Below are 18,006 nucleotides of genomic sequence, written 5' to 3'. Positions count from 1 at the left end.
GGATTTTATGCGTAGAACACTCTCGTCTTATCACCCGATTCTTTATACGTTGAGAGTGGCACAGCGTCGTTTATTTCGTTCTCTTAGTTGGCGCTTTTCAGGTCGAAAATACAGCAGAGATGTTCAACCAGAACATCGTCTTTCATACCGTTATCTAAAACACACATCTAAATTAATTAGTCGCCGTGGCGAAAGCGATATTCAATTACAATACAATAAAATAACGAATCTTAAATTAGTCGAAAAAGCGTTAGATGGCGTAGTGATAAAACCAGGTGAATATTTTTCTTTTTGTTATTTAGTCGGTAAACCAAGCTATAAAAGAGGCTTTATTGATGGCATGCAACTCTCTTATGGCGAAGCCAGAAAAGGCGTAGGAGGTGGCATTTGTCAGGCAAGTAATTTAATTCACTGGCTAGCACTTCATTCTGAATTAAACGTAATTGAAAAAGCAAATCACAGCTTTGACCCCTTTCCGGATGAAGGGCGAGTACTCCCTTTTGGATCAGGTGCTGCCATTTTCTACAATTATGTGGATTTAGTTTTATACAATCCGACATCTTATGATTATCAAATTAAATTACATGTGGCAGAACACCAATTAGAAGGCGAATTACGTTGCAGTGAAGCAAGAGAATATCGCTATCATGTCTATGAGAAATCGTCTTCTTTTGTCAAAAAAGAAGAACAAGTATATCGCTGTAATGAAATATGGCGAGATATTTATACTAAGAATAATGTCGGTGCCTTCCCGCAATTAATTAAATCAGAATTATTGTATAAAAATAGTGTCGCTGTAAAATATGATATTTCTGACGAACAACTAAAATAATTCAGTTAAATAATTATTTTAATATTCTTATTATGAGTAAAATATTGTTTTTATCTCATTATTAAGACTATCTTAAATTAAAGCTCACTTTTTATTTTAAGGTTATTGAGTTATCAAATAGAAACCATATATATCTATTAGGGTCAAAGAAGAATAATTACGTCTCCATTTAATAGGTCATATAATGATGATAAAAATTGATTACCCACAAAAACTAGAAGTTGGTGATATTGTATTTACATGTATTGGCACTTCTTTATTTCGTCAAATCTCCTCCGCATCTTTATGTTGGAGTAATCATGTCGGCATTATTATTGGCCATAATGGTGAAGATTATTTAGTTGCCGAAAGTCGAGTTCCACTCTCAACCACAACCACATTAACCCGCTTTATTAACCGCTCTGCGGGTAAGCGCTATGCAATACGCCGCCTATCAACACAACTCTCTGATGAGCAAAAAAGTGCACTTGTTGCACAAGTTCCTGAAAGATTAAATAAGCTTTACCACACCGGTTTTAAATACGACTCTTCCCGTCAGTTTTGCTCTAAATTTGTTTTTGATATTTATAAATCAGCACTTTCTATTCGAGTTGGAGAAATCGAAACCTTCCAAGAGTTATTAAGTAAAAACCCTAATGCAAAATTACAATTTTGGAAATTGTGGTTTATTGGGCAAATTCCTTGGGAAAGAACAACGGTCACACCCGCCAGTTTATGGCTACATCCCCATTTATCTTTAGTCTACCGTAGTCATGAAAACATTAATTAATACTCTATTTTTTCACCGCCTAAACTAAAGAGAATAATATAACCTATTATTCTCTTTAGTTATAAAATTTAGGATAAAGATCACCCCTTCACTTTGTAATAAGTAACATTTTGGTGTAAAACTAAAAATCAGGTTTTATAAATAAAGCTTAATTGCTATTCATTTATTCGTCATTTAGGGATTATTATGAAATACCAAGATGTTACGAAATCACCCTGTGAGAATGCGTATTTTTTAGTTTTTAACCTCACCCACTCACCTGAAAACCGCGAAATTCTGATCGATTTTTGTAATAATTTTTCTGGCCTAATACGTAGTATGAGGACACGTTTTCCTGAATTGGAAACAAGCTGTGTAATAGGATTCGGTGCAAATGCATGGACAACATTATTCCCCAATCAAGCAAGACCCAAAGAACTAAATACCTTTAAAGAAATCAAAGGTGATACTTATACTGCGGTTTCTACTTCTGGCGATCTCTTTTTCCATATTCGTGCTCTCAAAGTTTCTGCTTGTTACGAATTAGCTTCTATCATCAGCCAAAAGCTAAAGAATATTGTTACACCTGTCGATGAAGTACATGGATTTAGATATTTTGATGGGCGTTCTATTATTGGCTTTGTTGATGGTACTGAAAACCCAGAATATGAAGATGAGCGTACCTCTTATGCCGTTATTGGTGATGAAGATCCTGAATTTACAGGAGGCAGTTACGCCTTTGTACAAAAATATATTCATGATATGGAAGCATGGGAAAAACAGCCTCTTATCGAACAAGAAAAAGTCATTGGTAGACATAAGTTCAACGATGTGGAATTAACCGATGAAGAGAAAGAGCCCGGTTCTCATAATGTTGTCACTAATATTCAAGATGAAAACGGTGATGATTTGAAAATTGTCAGAGCCAATATGCCTTTTTCCAATCCATCAAAGAATGAATATGGTACTTATTTTATTGGTTATGCACGTTATTTTTCAACAACCCATCGCATGTTAGAAAATATGTTTGCAGGCACACCAGAAGGCCATACGGATAAATTACTTAAGTTCAGTACCCCTGTAACGGGGACGTTATTCTTTATTCCATCACCTGAAATTTTAGATGGCTTAGCCTGATATGAAAAATAGATTAAACGCACTTAAGTTATAAAGAATTCATCAGATATCTTACTCATTAAACATAAAAAGCCATCATAATGATGGCTTTTTATCGCTATTACAAACCAAATACATTGACGTAAAACTCTTTTCCGTCGTCTGTACTTTCAATAGTATAGGTTATAGGAATCGCATTTTTACCGCCCGCACCTTCAAAAGAAAGCTCAGCCGCACATGAATAGGTATCTCTTTTTTCGTCATGTTCACGTGTACGTACGCTTTCTACTTTGATCTTAATTTGATCGATCACAGCGGCCATTTTTTGGTCACGTAATTCATCTTTTGTAATATCAACCACCAAGTTCTTGGCTTCTGAACTATCACAATTAGGTGTTCCACCACCACACCCAACTAAAGGTAATGTTAATGCACCTAATAATGCTAATTTTAGAATTTGAGTTTTCATACTGATTATGTCTTCCTTGCTCACAAGATAAAATATATTTTCAATATTTTACCTAATAATTACCTCGCAACAATATGAAACAACAATAGTTAGAATAAGATAACGATAGAAATTAATATTTACACGTTAAGACAATCATTAAGTAAAACCGGTGGTTTTTAACGCTAATACTCTTGCACTTCTAGCACTTGTGTTTTTATCACACCAATAATATCAACTTGAATATTGCGAGTATCCGCGCGCCCTTTGTCATCTACAGCACGAATACGATAACGACCACTTTCTTTTGGATGCCACTCAATCGAACGCTGATTTGTACTGTTTCCCAAATAGGCATCATCAACAAACCAATAAATAATACTGCTATCATTATCTGCCGTTGCATTAAATATAATGGACGTATTTGGTGATGATGTCCGTCTTAAGGTGTAAGTTGTATTTCGTAATGGTGATAATATACGAGGTGCCGTACCTGCCACCGCCATATCCCCATTTTTACAATGCGCCGTAGAGGGTGGAATGCGTTTGGGTAATCCTGCTTGCGCAAAAACTTTAGCGAGATCTGAAGGCCAATATTCAAAAATTTCGATATTTACCTGATCTTCATTGTACGGAGGACAAACAACTTCACCCGTCGCTTTATCAATTGCTAGAGGCCGATAAATAGTATCGACTTTAATTGGTGATTTACCTGGAATAAACCATGTTTTACCTTTTCGTTGACACCATGGCGTAGGTAAATTACCACTCGCCAAACAAATATCGACTTGCTTAATATTTTCAGGAAGCTTAAATCTAGGCTCTTTTAAATTCGGATAATCTGCAACAATATTATCTATAATATTAAAAAATAGAGGTGCGGCTGCTTCGGCACCAATTAATGCGCTGTTTCCTTTGCCATCAAAATTACCTATCCAAACCACTAAAACATAGGGACCGAATATGCCACTACTCCATGCATCACGAAATCCCCAAGAGGTGCCTGTTTTCCAATACACGGGTAGCGTCATGGATTTTTGTGCAAGAGTATCATCAGGCCGCCGATGCTGACTTAACATATCCAATGTAATGAAACTCGCCTCTTCACTGAGCAATCGAATGGGTTGAGTAATTGTATCCGTACTTTGCATTCTTAACGGTTTAAGTTGGCCTCGATTGGCTAATATTGTATAGAGCTTCGCTAATTCTTGTACTGTAATCTCCCCCCCGCCTAACACGAGTGATAAACCATAATGTTTTTCACTCGCCATGTTACTAACGCCAGACATTTGTAAAAACTGATAGAGTGTGGGTTGTTTCAATTGAGAGGCAATCGCCACCGCAGGGATATTTCGACTGTAATTTAATGCTTGAGTTGCTGAAATCGGCCCTAAAAAACGTAAATCAAAGTTTTCTGGTGCATAACTTCCAAATGTGGAGGGAACATCTTTCAATATCGTTCTAGGGTGTAATATTCCTTGTTCTAACCCTAACGCATAGATAAAAGGTTTTAATGTTGAGCCTGGTGAGCGTTTCGCATTAGTGCCATTAACTTGCCCATGAATATCAACATTATAATAATCAGCCGAACCAACTAACGCTTTAACGCCCATATCTCGTGTATCAACAAGGATCACGGAGGCATTTTTAACACCAAGATGTTTATTTCGTTCAATAAACGCATCAACTTGTTTTTCAACTAGTTTTTGTAATGGAAGATCAATCGTTGTGACTATAGTTGTAGGTTTTCTTGGGTTAAATTTTTCCTGTTTTTCAATTTGCTCCACTAAGTGAGGTGCAATATAAGGCATTTTTTCGGGTTGACGTAACCGAAGTGGCAAGTGAAACAGTGCAGATAAATCGGCATCTTTAGGATGTTCTTCCAGCCAATAATCATAAAGCTGATTACGCGTTTTCATTAAAGAAAGACTAATACCATCACTATTTGGCTCGATTCGGTAACTTGGCGATTGAGGTAATACGGCAAGTGTTAACGCTTCGGGTAACGTTAATTCTTTAGGATTTTTATTAAAGTAAATCAGGCTCGCAGCACCAACACTTTCTATATTTCGCCCATAAGGTGCATAGTTGAAATAAGCTTCTAAAATATCATGTTTTGAATAACTGAGTTCTAATTGAATAGCACGTAATACCTGAACAAATTTGCCCCCTATTGTACGTGTATTTAATTGCCAATGCATGCGAGCCAGTTGCATGGTGATCGTTGAACCACCTTGTAATCGCTCACCATAAACATAACTGACAAAAAAGCCTCGAAGTAAACTGTAAGGATTAAATCCAACATGATAATAGAACCAGCGATCTTCATATCGCATAGCACTTTCAACCATTAAAGGCGAAATATCGTCTAAATCCGTCCACAATCGATAACGTTCATCATTAGCGAGTGTTAAACGCAGTAAATTTCCATTGCTATCATAGTAGGCAGTTGAAGATAAAAAGCCTTCTGATAGTGCAGGATGAGGGAAAAGGCGAAATACAATACAAAAGAGGGCGACTAAAAAGCCCCCCATTAATATATTTTGTAAAAACCGCTTGCTTCTGGTCATATTAAAATAACCAGAAACAAGCGTCTGATATTACATCTAATTTCATTTAATACTGCCACTAACTTGCGTTGGTTTTTTAATCGTCATGGCACCTTTACCAACAGCTAACGCTTGTATTTCGCGATCATACATAGCTTCTGCAAATGCGGGCGGTATTGTGAATACCCCAGAATGGGTTGCTTTAATTTGATAAACAAATTCTTGTACCTGTTGGGTCGCTGTACCGTAAATAATGACTCTGTCTTCTCGAATATCACTGTATTCTGGTGACCAGCGAGTTCCTTTCGATCCTGTTGGTGATAACCACTCTGCTTCAGGGTTATCAACATCATCCATTGATTGTTGTACAACTTCAAAACCACCCGGAAGTAAATCCACCAGCACGACATTATTCACACCCTGTTTTGCATTGGCTCTGATCTTTATGTTCACATAGAGTTTTTCACCCAATGTTGCACTATTAACCACCTCACCTTTCTCATTGACATAATCACGAGAGATTTCTAATCCTCGTGAAAGTGCTTCTGTTGGTTGTTCACTGTCAAAACCTGATTGCGTCACAACATACCAAGCCGCATTATTAGTTGGGTTATTAAATAAGATCTCTTTAATACCCGCGTTAAACTGACCGATCGCTGTTGCATTTGTCATCGATGAAATAACAACGGGTGGGTTTTCATCACTTTTTACACTCACCGTTAATGGCTGTGTCGGCGTTGTCATATTTTGGATCTGTTTAGTGTAATGCTCTAACGCCAAGATACTCATCGCTGATGATTGTGTGGTATATCGCTCTTCTTTAAAGCTCATTACCATATTTTCTAATAATTGCGGTGGGATATCTCCTGCTTTTTCAGGGAAATATTTCACTATCAGATACAGTCTTGTACTGTCTAGCACGAGTGGATCTAAGTAGTTATGTGACCACCACGCTTTGCTATAAGCCTTGTTTAGTTCTTGCCATGTCGGTTTTAGCAATTCATCCGCTTGTTTATCCATTTTCAGCATTTTATAAGAAACCGCTAGGTATAAAGCACCTAAATCATTCTGCCATGTTTTTGGATAATTTTTTTGCATCCGAGTTTGAATGGCGGCTATTTCACTGGTAGTCACTTTGCCTTGACGTGTTAATAAATAAACAGCGAAAGCACGCATTCTAAGTTCATCTTGATTATTTAGCCCTGAATTCACCGCAAGCTTGGTTAAGTATTCATTGGATGATCGTAACAATGTGTCTGATACTGGGTAATTAGCATCTTGCGCTTCAAGTAAGAATTGAACCACATATAACGTCACAAATGGATCAGTCGATGGTGTTGAACGCCATGTTCCGATAGCACCTTGACCATTTTGGCGAGTCAGTAATGTTGCCATTGTCTGTTCAAGTTGAGTACGAATTTTATCTTGTGAATATATTGCCTTCATTTCAGGGTTACGTTGATGGAATAACAACGGTATTGCCTGACTGGTTATTTGCTCTGAACAGTTATAAGGATAATTAGCCAGATATTGTGCCAATGCACTGCTTAGTACTAAAGGCGAGTAAGAAACGCGCGCATCTCTTTTTGCGTACTCATCATACATTTGACGAATATAGGTAACACGTTGCTCTTTACCCTCCATGCGCCCTAAGCTTGATTGGGTACGATAAGCCGAAGCCGGACGAATTGAGAGATTTACGGTTCTTTGTGTCACTTTACCTTCAGTATTTACCATGAAGGTAATAGCACCATTACCTAACTGCGATGTCGCTTTTAGTCTAAAGGAAACTACCGTTTCTTTTTTCTCACCTAATTCTAGTTGATAACTCTTTTGTCCTATCACTTCTAATTGAGGTTCTGGTGTTATTATCACATCGAGTTTAGTTGCAACACCGTTAAGATCTGTCAGGTTATTTGCGATACCTAAAGTGACATCAAATTCATCATTAGGTGCGACCGTAGTAGGAATATGAGGACTTAATACAAAATCATCACGCACAGTTGTATAACGTTGCGTATTTCCGATACGATTTGGTGTAACAGATACCACCATAACCCTTATTTTGCCATTAAAATACTCTGGCACTTTGTAGTTAAAGACAGCTTCTCCATCAACCTCTGTAATGCCAGACCAATACGCGACAGGCTCTTCTTTCTTACGTTTAAATGGATTTAAATAGAGATCAACCCCTTCACCCGCATCACCACCTGGCGCTGAAGTCAGTGACATCATTTTGCTAAATTCAGGCAAAATGAGATCCAGTATTTGCGTGCTTTCAACTTCTAATGAGCGCTTACGGAAAAAGTAATCCAATGGATCTTTTAATTTATATCGCGCAACTTGCAAGATACCTTCATCAACAGCAAAAACAGCAACTTGTTGTGGCATCCCTGTTTTTACAGTAATCGGTAAAGTATCACCGGGTTTGATAACCTCAGGAGACTGCAATTCAATTTGAGCTTGATAATCTTCACGACTGACTTTAAACGGTACAACGCCATAGCTAAGTGGGCTCATAAATATTTCATCAGAATTTATATCTCGAACAAATTGGACATTAATATAACCGTTACCTTGCAATTGCGCAGGAACTTGAATTTTTTGTACTGAATTTGTTGTTGATGATGTAAACCACTGCCAATGATAAACCTTATCTTTTTCTATCGTGATAATACCGCTACCGGTATAAGGCGCATTAATGGCTATTTCGATCTCTTCACCGGCTTTATATGTATCTTTATTTAAGGTGAGTTGTAACTCAGCCTCACGATCCAGTGAACGTGTAACATTCGCATTTCCTGCAACCGTATAATTAATTCGGTTCAGTACACTACCTTCTTTGTTTTTCACTAATAATACAAAGTTACCCGGTGTTTGTGTCTCTAATATAATGTTGCTGCCCTTTTCATCAATAGAAAGTGCGACCTCATTAATAAAGACTTCTTTTAATTTAGACTGATATTTATAAACACCTGAATTTTGGCGCGTTAAAACAGAGAGATATTTTTGCTCATAGCGTTCTAACGTTAATGCCTCTTGAGCAACTTGTTTTAAAGTCGGATCAATAGCAATAAAAGTGAGATTACGCTGCGCATTTTGATTAATGTAGTCGAGAGAGCCATCCGCTTTTACACCAATCAGATAATCATGAGGAGATACCATCACGCGCGCAGCCGCCGTAACTGAACGACCACTTCCTGCGTCAAAAGCTTCAGAAATAAGCTGTAATTGATAAGTTGCATCATCATAAGATGTTAGCCCTAAATCAATATCCGCAAATCCTTCTTCATTCGTTGTTTTCTCTTCTAAATCCGTCTCAAAACTATCGTGATTACGACGGTTTTCATAAAAACGATAATCAGCATAACGAGAAAAGTTCGGATAAATTGGTCGCAACGTTAATTTAGAAACAACACGTCGGTCTTGTGCTGGTGTACCAAATAGATTTTGTACATCAATTGAAGCTTTTAGTTCAGAAGGTGTTACCCACCCTTGTTGTCTATTAGGCGTCAGATTAAGTGCAACTTTAAGTAAATCAGGTTCAAACTCTTTAACGACAATGGTTGTACTGCCTAATAAACTGGCATCTTCATTATTCTTACCTACCAAGTAAAGATAGATATTCCAATCTCCAGTCGGTGAGTTTTCTGACGTGGTATAGCTCAACTCATTAAAACCAAACTCGTTTAATGTCATGGATTGATTTAACATTAATGTATTACGAGGGTCACGGATTTCAATACGTAAAGGCACCCCTTCAATCGCCGTTTTCCAATCAAATGTACGAGTGATAAGCCCTATATTAAATGTTTCCCCCGGTCGATAAACACCTCTATCAGAAAAGAGGAAACTATCAAGAGTACGTGGATCTCTTGGTGTATCATCACCGTAAACATCAAAACGAGAAAGGTTTAGTTGTCTATCGTAATAAGCATCTGTTGGTAAAAATGAAATATCCCCTTCTTTTTCAACTAAAAAGAGAACTGCAGTTTGTTCATTTCTAAAGTCTTTAAGGGTTGGAAAAGCGACATGCCCATCAGCATGAGTTATTTTGCTAAGTAACGTTGTTCCGTTTTTAGCAATAACAGAGACTTTTGCATTACTAACAGGCTCTCCGCTATAAATAGATTGTACAAAAACATCTCTAGAGCCATCAATTGAGGATTTAGCGATAATCCCTAAATCTGTGACAACGATAAAACGGGTATCAGAAACAACATCTTCTTCGTCATAATATTCATCGTCATCTTCATCATCAGCTTTTGCCGCTTTGTTAGGATCCCATGAGGTGAGTTTTAATAAAAATATTCCACGCTTGGCATTAGGGTCAGTAGATAAATAGCGACTTAAATCAATGCCTTTATATTGAATTTCACCTTTATTTTCATTATTTAATGCAGTTTGATAAGTAAAATGCTCAGTAAAATACTCATCATTAAGACGGTTAAAATTTGTTGATGTAAAATACTTATCTTTAAAAGAAACTATGTGTTGTAACTGATTTGGAATGACTCGTTTAATATCAAGTTGTAAACCTGGCAGATTACGTGCAGAAACTGTGATCCGTTTGTCACCCGTCATTGAAAGTAAAGCACCTTCAGAGACAAAACTCAGCATTTGTGGATAATCAGGTACACTAACAATTTGGTAATGATCTTCTTTTAATTGATATCCACCTACAGAGATTATTCCGCTTGGAATTTTAACTAATAAATAGCGATAAGCTGGTGCATTGTATTTGAAAGCAAAGGTCGCCTGATTTTCTTGCTCATTATCATTCATTTCAAGTGTTAATTTTTCAGATTGAGCAAGAATTGTTTTACTAACATCACCCAAATTCCAATCGTAATAATCATCTTCACCTTGGTTAATATCAGCATCTTGTATTTCTAAATTATGCTGAGGTAATAACCATGCGGAGACTTCATTTTTTATCTCTTTTTCGTTTAAATCATCATTTAATGAAACAATAAGCACTCGTGCATCTTTTCCATTTTCAGATTCAACAAGTTCACTCTCTATATTTGAAACAGTAAGACTATATAAACTTGGAATATCAACATGATACGTTTTTTCTTTTAATGTTGTATTTCCCGTTACTGTCGTCGTAACACCGGGGGTGATTTTAAGGAAAACTTGGCTACTAATATCCTTTAGCGCTAATGGCTCAGAATGAACCCATGCTGTTAATTTTTTATTGTCATAATTAATCACGTATTTTAGTTTTTCATTATCGCCATATTTCATTGAAAGGCGTTTTTCAAAGCTTTGAATATCAACAGGCGCATTAAACGCGATTTTGATGATAGCGTGCTTTTGTGATGGATTTTGAGGATCTTGATAAAATTCGCGGCTGCCTAAACTATAATCAAAAGAGGTTGTTTTAAATTCATATTTTTTTAATTTAAGTGAAAATTGAGGGGCTAATAATTGGGCTTCATCAAGCTCTATTTTATATTCACTTCCCATCACAAATGGTTTTTGGGCTGTAAAAACAAGTGTCGAACCATTTTGCCACCGCCAGTTACCTTCAATAGCGGGCGTTAATGTCACCCCCTCAGTAACTTCTTTATCAATTAGTGTAATTGGTGCAGCAGAGCGAGAAAAAGATAAAATTATTTTCTGTGATTGAGGATTATCACTGGCATAATTGATTTTTGCTGGCCCTTTAAGTTTCACATCAACATTTTGCACAACAATTGGTGCAACATCGATAGGAACAGGGCGATTAAGATAACTGTGATAACCGTAATAACCACCAAATGACGCGACAATAATAAAAATAGTAGTACCTAATACAGTTTTAGGATGGCCGACTATTTTTTTTTCAACATTTCGCAAATGACGAGCAACAAAACTAATCCATACTGGTGTACTCCATTGTATTTTCCCTATAAGCGGACTGAGTATTTTCTCAAGAAGACGAATACAAAAAACAATGATCCACCCAAATAAACGGATCAGTTTAAAAGGGAGGGAAAGCAAAAAACGTAGTACGTCCATATAGATAGTCCTATCTTGCACTGATAAAAATACATTTTCTTATCAGTAAAATTAAGCCAAAGAGCAAAATAAATAGCGCAACGATAATAAAACAAGAATCTAAAATAAGAATGAATACGTATCATTAATTTATAATTTTATTATATAAAAATAGATTACATTCTTAATCTTTTTTTCTAGCATTCCACTCTATTTCAAGACTCTTCTGAGCATGAGTTTGGATCATCTTTTTCTAACCATCATTTAATGTTTAATAAAACTCAGTATAAAAAATAAATCTTGCAAGAAAAATCGCACTATTAAAGCGCGATTTACATTTTAATTGTAAAAATATTACTTCGCTATTAGAGAGTTATAATTCTCTATCAAGTATTTATATTCATTTGAAATCGTATTTATGCTACCTGATACATCTTTATTCTCATTAAGTTTTTTCTCTAACACTTTTAACTCAATAACAAGTTGTTGGTATAATTCTAAATACTTTTTAACTGAATAATCAGTGCCTTTCATATTTTCTTTATTCAGCAATGCTTCATCACCAAATACTTTTCCTAGTTCAATTGATTGAGCTTCAATTTTGGTAATTGCCGCAGAGAGTGCAGCTACATCAATTTTATCTGGATTCATTGAATCAAGTGTACTGGTAACTATATCCAATGATTGCATAATTTGATAACGAACCACTAAGCCTTCTTTTTTCACTAATTCAAGCTCTTCAATATGCATTGCTTGGTAATAGTTTTCATATGCATCAGCAGCTTTTTCTTTTTCATCAATTAGTTTGGCATAAGCATTTTTCACATCTTCATACAAAGCACTTGCTTGTGCAAAATCATCTAAGCGATAAGTTTCTTTTACAACGAGATAATCGCCCAATTTCAACAATTTTTCATATAAATCAACATAACTTTCACCATAAGCATTACCTACAGCATCTAATTCTGGAAGTGTAGGAGGAAGCGTTTTCATAAATTCAAAAGATTCTTTAGCACGCTCTGCTCCTGAAGCACTCAAATGCATAGAGAAAGCGCTTCTAACAGGCATTATCGCACTGCTCGCTTTCATTTTTTTTATTTGGTCTGTTTCAGTTTCGAATATTTTGAAAGGTGTTAAATCAATGCTTTCACCATGATCAGAACTTAAACTTGTTAAAACTGTTTTCGTATTATCTAAAAGATTAACGTTAATTGTGCCTGAAATTCTACCCGTTTTTTTCTGTATAATGGTGCCAAAATCTTCGTTAAACGTTGCTAACCACAAATTACCTTTTTCAATTTTCTGGCTAAATTGAACTTCATCAGATTGAGTGTTTTTTGAATCAGGTTGAGATTGTGTTGTTTGCTCTGTTTTATTTTTATCTTGAGAGGGTGTTCCTGTATTCGAATTTTCATTTGAATTATCACAACCTACTGTTGATATTAATAAAAGACTTATTATTGATGCCAAGATGTTCTTTTTCATAATCCCTCATTATATTATTAAGTAATCGACTCGCTATAAACTATAATGAGTTTAATAATTAATGACTATTATTTATCGAATTAATTTTACATATCGCATTAATACTCTTTTTAAGAGTATTAATGGTTTATTGATGGCGTATATTTACTTATCTATAACGTAATATATTTATAAATATTTTTTAATATAATTTATAGATACCCTATATTAGCTATTCTCAATACCTTCTTTTAGCACTTGGGTAATAAGCTTTAATATAAAATGAATAAAGCAGGTGCTATCACTTAATTTGTCAGCTTCAAAAGCAGACTAGATCGCAAGTTTCAAATGCCCAAACTTCTCACGTTTTACTTTCATCTCTTCTTCAAGGCGACGAGACTTCTGCCCTGTTTCAATCGCCGTAGAGGTTGTTACCGAACGAATGAGTTGAGTACGTGTTGGCTTTGTTGCTTGGGTTAATTCATTCTTGTTCATGCTAGCCTCACTTAAAACTGGCGATAGTGCATTTTATTATCGTTGTTTTATGTGGCAATACAGATCACAAAATTCAACCGAAATATATTTATTTCTAAGCTATAGAGAAATTATGTATTTGAATTAATTGAAAGGGAAATGCGAAGTTTTATCGGTGCCGGTTAAATAACCGACACCTGGGAAATTAACGCCAGCGTTCTGCCGCCCAGGCGACCTGCTGTTGTGCGTCGTGGAAAGTCCAGGCCACGAAGCGACTGATTTTTTGCCCCTGCGCCATTTCAATAGTACGGACTTCGGCCACACCCACCAGCTTCAACGCGTGATAAATCGAAGGCAGGGTCGTGTTTTTAGAAATCAACGAGGTGAACCACAGGCAGTTTTGCGCCAGGCTAACGCTCTCCTCTACCATTTTACGCACAAAGGCTTCTTCACCGCCTTCACACCATAGCTCTTTATTTTTGCCACCAAAGTTCTGTACCGGCGTGTCAGCTACCTCGCCTTTACCCAGCTTGTGCAGTTTGCGGCGGGTGCTGGCTTGCGCTTCCTGTTCAGAGCTGTGGAACGGTGGATTACACAGTGTGGCATCAAATTTCTCCGCCACGCCGATGATGCCGTTCAAAATAAATTCGGGGTGTTTTTGCAAACGCAGACGCACGCCGTTTCTCAGCGTCGGATTCATCTCCACGATCATATTGGCTGTATTGAACGATACTGGATCAATCTCCGAACCGGTAAAACGCCAGCCGTATTCACGCAGGCCAATAATCGGATAAATACAGTTGGCGCCAGTACCCACATCAAGGATCGCCACGCCTTTACCGCGAGGGATCTCACCGCCGTTGCTGGTCGCCAGCAAATCGGCCAGATGGTGTAAATAGTCGGCACGCCCGGGGATCGGCGGGCACAGATAACCGGCAGGAATGTCCCAGTGTTCGATGCCATAAAAATGTTGCAGCAACGCACGGTTGAGCATTTTAACCGCCGCAGGATCGGCAAAATCTACCGAGATGTCGCCCCAGGCGTTCGGCTTGACGAACGGCTCCAGTGCAGGGCAGCTGTTGATCAGCGCAGGGAAATCATAGCGCGAGCGATGACGGTTACGCGGGTGCAAGCCGCTTTTCTGCTGCAGGAAGGTTTTCTTTTTTTCCACCGTGACGGGCTCTCTTAAAGGTATTTCTGGCGCGTACGATACCATATACCCTATAGCTTTCAAGTTGCAGCTAACAACTCGGGATGAAACCGTATTAAGCCTGCATTCAGCAGTTTATGTCAGAATGCTCTGTGAATAGCCACCAATTCAGTGCTGTTTTTCTTCTTTTAACTCTGTCGCTGGGCATCGGCCTAATTGACATAACTGTTTTAACTCTTGTAACTTAACTCTCGCTTCAATCAATGAAGTTTGAGTAAAATTACTAATCCTTTACTGGGTAAGTTTATGTAATTGGGCCACTATAACGGTAGAAAAATATCTTAATGCCTATTGCGCCACAAAATATACATAAACCTGTATTTTCACCTGTATCAGCCCTATCTTTACTATTCGGTTTCATGGCCTCATTTTGCTGACTACTTTTAGCTCATAAGTGTTATCTTATTTAGTGCTGACTATAAGATAATTAAAACAATGAACTGAAACCTTGTGATATGATCATACAATTCTTGTGAAATAGAACGATATACAGTGTAACAACAGATTTTCACAAATAAATTAAAATTCAATACGTTAAGACAGACAACAACATGACTGACATTCAACATTTAGACTCCCACACACCAATGATGCAACAGTATCTTAAAATTAAAGCAGAGCATCCTGAAATCTTACTGTTCTATCGTATGGGTGACTTTTATGAACTATTTTTTGATGATGCCAAAAAAGCCTCTCGCTTATTAGATATTTCATTAACAAAACGAGGTCAGTCTGCAGGCCAACCTATTCCTATGGCGGGAGTTCCTCATCATGCTGTTGAAAACTACCTCGCTAAATTGGTGCAATTAGGTGAGTCTGCTGCTATTTGTGAACAAATCGGCGATCCTGCAACCAGTAAAGGCCCTGTTGAACGTAAAGTTATTCGTATTGTTACACCGGGTACTGTCACTGATGAAGCCTTACTTGAAGAGCGCCAAGACAACCTTTTAGCCGCTATTTGGCAAGATAAAAATGGCGCTTTTGGTTATGCAACATTAGATATCACATCAGGGCGTTTTCGTGTCACTGAAATGCCTGATAGTGAAAGTATGATGGCAGAGTTGCAGCGTACACATCCTGCAGAATTACTTTATCCAGAAACTTTTGAGTCGATGGCACTGATTGAACGCCAGCAAGGCTTGCGTCGTCGCCCTATTTGGGAGTTTGAGCCAGAAACAGCAAAGCAACAGCTAAATCTACAATTTGGTACTCGTGATTTAACTGGCTTTGGTGTTGAAAATGCACATCTCGCACTTTGTGCCGCAGGCTGTTTATTGCAATATGTGAAAGATACACAGCGGACTTCATTACCTCATATTCGTAACATCACCATGGAACGCCCTCAAGATTCGATTATTTTAGATGCAGCAACTCGCCGTAATCTTGAATTAACTCAAAATCTTACAGGTGGCACTGATAACACACTGGCATCTATACTTGACCTTTGTGTTACCCCTATGGGAAGCCGAATGCTAAAACGTTGGATACACTCTCCTTTACGCCAACGTGAGCAACTAACCAAACGCCAAGATGCAATTAGTGCATTACAACCTCTCTATTTTGAATTACAGCCTTTTTTACGACAAATTGGTGATTTAGAGCGAGTTTTAGCACGTTTAGCACTACGCTCAGCACGTCCTCGTGATCTTTCTCGTATGCGCCATGCTTTTCAGCAATATCACGATATTCATCAAGTGCTTGAACAAGCCGATATGCCTTACATTAAAGAATTACAAAAGCGCATTAGTCAATTTGATGAATTATGTGAATTACTTGAAAATGCGATTGTTGAAACACCGCCGGTATTAGTGCGTGATGGTGGTGTTATTGCCTCTGGTTATCATGCTGAATTAGATGAATGGCGAGCATTAGCTGATGGCGCAAGTGATTACCTCGATAAACTTGAAATCCGTGAACGTGAAAAATGGGGTATTGAGACACTTAAAGTTGGCTTTAATGGTGTACATGGCTATTACATTCAAGTTAGCCGTGGTCAAAGTAATTTAGTCCCTATGCACTATGTTCGTCGCCAAACATTGAAAAATGCTGAACGCTACATTATTCCTGAATTAAAAGAATATGAAGACAAAGTATTAACGTCTAAAGGTAAGGCGCTCGCAATTGAGAAAATGCTCTATGAAGAGATTTTTGAAAAACTATTGCCCCACCTTACCGCACTACAAATTAGTGCTGAAGCTTTAGCAGAAACAGATGTTCTTTCTAACCTTGCAGAGCGTGCTGAATCATTAAATTACACGCGTCCAGAATTAAGTGAGAAAGTAGGTATTCAAATCACAGGGGGACGTCACCCTGTTGTTGAACAAGTCCTCAGCGAGCCTTTTATTTCAAACCCATTACAATTAGCACCGCAGCGCCGCTTATTGATCATTACGGGTCCTAATATGGGGGGTAAAAGTACTTATATGCGCCAAGCTGCATTAATTACTTTACTTGCTTATATTGGTAGCTTTGTGCCTGCTGAAAAAGCATTGATTGGCCCAGTCGATCGTATCTTTACACGTGTGGGTGCTTCTGATGATCTTGCTTCTGGTCGCTCTACCTTTATGGTGGAAATGACCGAAACAGCTAACATTTTGCACAACGCGACTGAAAATAGCTTGGTGTTAATGGATGAAATTGGTCGGGGTACATCAACCTATGATGGATTATCTCTGGCTTGGGCTTGTGCTGAAAACTTAGCAAATCGTATAAAAGCAATGACACTCTTCGCGACACACTATTTTGAATTAACCACATTACCTGAAAAATTAGAAGGTACAGCAAATATTCACTTAGATGCTGTCGAGCATGGTGACACAATTGCCTTTATGCATAGTGTCCAAGAAGGTGCTGCAAGTAAAAGCTATGGTTTAGCCGTGGCGTCATTAGCGGGTGTCCCCAAAGAGGTGATCCGTCGCGCTAAACAAAAGTTAAAAGAGCTTGAAATGCTATCAGGTCATACTGGCTCTGGTCATGTTGAAACGTCACAACTGATGTTATTAACAGAAGCCGAGCCTTCTGCTATTGAATTAGCGTTAGATAAAATTGATCCTGATGCACTAACACCTCGACAAGCCTTAGAACAACTCTATCGTTTAAAAGAAATGGCAAAATAAGCCGAAACTAAATACTGATAGTAAAAAGGCTCTGTTTGATTTTACAGAGCCTTTTTTATGACTT

Annotated in this window: 10 protein-coding genes; 4 read left to right on the top strand and 6 right to left on the bottom strand. The window is 37.6% G+C overall.

The window, feature by feature from the left end; genetic code table 11:
* Positions 1–7: 7 nt before the first annotated feature.
* The 3 genes from INT04_RS12120 to INT04_RS12110 all read left to right on the top strand — a co-directional run bounded on the left by INT04_RS12120 (position 8) and on the right by INT04_RS12110 (position 2,717).
* On the top strand, positions 8–832 hold the full coding sequence (locus tag INT04_RS12120) for a VanW family protein (RefSeq protein ID WP_193016388.1): 825 nt from the start codon (positions 8–10) through the stop codon (positions 830–832).
* Positions 833–1,022: 190 nt separating this feature from the next.
* Positions 1,023–1,601 (top strand): YebB family permuted papain-like enzyme, encoded by a 579-nt coding sequence (locus tag INT04_RS12115; RefSeq protein ID WP_319022970.1) that lies wholly within the window; start codon positions 1,023–1,025, stop codon positions 1,599–1,601.
* A gap of 186 nt (positions 1,602–1,787) precedes the next feature.
* Positions 1,788–2,717 carry a Dyp-type peroxidase gene (locus INT04_RS12110; RefSeq protein WP_193016387.1) on the top strand — a complete coding sequence of 310 codons (930 nt, stop codon included), beginning with the start codon at positions 1,788–1,790 and terminating at the stop codon, positions 2,715–2,717.
* A gap of 100 nt (positions 2,718–2,817) precedes the next feature.
* Here INT04_RS12110 and INT04_RS12105 read toward each other — a convergent pair whose 3' ends face one another.
* From INT04_RS12105 to rlmF, 6 genes are all read right to left on the bottom strand, one after another.
* Positions 2,818–3,165, bottom strand: coding sequence for a hypothetical protein (locus tag INT04_RS12105; RefSeq protein WP_193016386.1), 348 nt, complete (start codon positions 3,163–3,165; stop codon positions 2,818–2,820).
* 164 nt (positions 3,166–3,329) lie between these two features.
* Positions 3,330–5,714, bottom strand: a complete 2,385-nt coding sequence (gene pbpC, locus INT04_RS12100; RefSeq protein WP_193016385.1) for a penicillin-binding protein 1C — start codon at positions 5,712–5,714, stop codon at positions 3,330–3,332.
* 42 nt (positions 5,715–5,756) lie between these two features.
* Positions 5,757–11,699: an alpha-2-macroglobulin family protein gene (locus tag INT04_RS12095; RefSeq protein ID WP_193016384.1), complete on the bottom strand. Its 5,943-nt coding sequence runs from the start codon at positions 11,697–11,699 to the stop codon at positions 5,757–5,759.
* Positions 11,700–12,032: 333 nt separating this feature from the next.
* Positions 12,033–13,163 carry a DUF3829 domain-containing protein gene (locus INT04_RS12090; protein ID WP_193016383.1) on the bottom strand — a complete coding sequence of 377 codons (1,131 nt, stop codon included), beginning with the start codon at positions 13,161–13,163 and terminating at the stop codon, positions 12,033–12,035.
* 309 nt (positions 13,164–13,472) lie between these two features.
* Positions 13,473–13,637 carry a hypothetical protein gene (locus INT04_RS12085; RefSeq protein WP_193016382.1) on the bottom strand — a complete coding sequence of 55 codons (165 nt, stop codon included), beginning with the start codon at positions 13,635–13,637 and terminating at the stop codon, positions 13,473–13,475.
* Positions 13,638–13,821: 184 nt separating this feature from the next.
* A complete protein-coding gene (gene rlmF / locus INT04_RS12080; RefSeq protein ID WP_193016381.1) occupies positions 13,822–14,787 on the bottom strand; it encodes a 23S rRNA (adenine(1618)-N(6))-methyltransferase RlmF in 966 nt (321 codons plus the stop codon).
* Between the two features lie 590 nt (positions 14,788–15,377).
* Between rlmF and mutS the strand changes: the two genes are divergently transcribed.
* Positions 15,378–17,942, top strand: coding sequence for a DNA mismatch repair protein MutS (mutS, locus tag INT04_RS12075; RefSeq protein WP_193016380.1), 2,565 nt, complete (start codon positions 15,378–15,380; stop codon positions 17,940–17,942).
* The last annotated feature ends 64 nt before the right edge of the window (positions 17,943–18,006 follow it).

This window comes from Proteus sp. FME41 (genome assembly GCF_014897315.1).
Classification (GTDB): domain Bacteria; phylum Pseudomonadota; class Gammaproteobacteria; order Enterobacterales; family Enterobacteriaceae; genus Proteus.
The sequence above is the reverse complement of the archived record's forward strand: the minus strand, read 5'-3'. Positions and strand labels throughout refer to the sequence as shown.

Excerpts from the sequence above, each read along its gene's own strand:
- INT04_RS12120 (WP_193016388.1), top strand. The coding sequence starts at position 8 with ATGCGTAGAACACTCTCGTCTTATCACCCGATTCTTTATACGTTGAGA.
- INT04_RS12110 (WP_193016387.1), top strand. The coding sequence starts at position 1,788 with ATGAAATACCAAGATGTTACGAAATCACCCTGTGAGAATGCGTATTTT.
- INT04_RS12105 (WP_193016386.1), bottom strand. The coding sequence starts at position 3,165 with ATGAAAACTCAAATTCTAAAATTAGCATTATTAGGTGCATTAACATTA.
- pbpC (WP_193016385.1), bottom strand. The coding sequence starts at position 5,714 with ATGACCAGAAGCAAGCGGTTTTTACAAAATATATTAATGGGGGGCTTT.
- INT04_RS12095 (WP_193016384.1), bottom strand. The coding sequence starts at position 11,699 with ATGGACGTACTACGTTTTTTGCTTTCCCTCCCTTTTAAACTGATCCGT.
- INT04_RS12090 (WP_193016383.1), bottom strand. The coding sequence starts at position 13,163 with ATGAAAAAGAACATCTTGGCATCAATAATAAGTCTTTTATTAATATCA.
- INT04_RS12085 (WP_193016382.1), bottom strand. The coding sequence starts at position 13,637 with ATGAACAAGAATGAATTAACCCAAGCAACAAAGCCAACACGTACTCAA.
- mutS (WP_193016380.1), top strand. The coding sequence starts at position 15,378 with ATGACTGACATTCAACATTTAGACTCCCACACACCAATGATGCAACAG.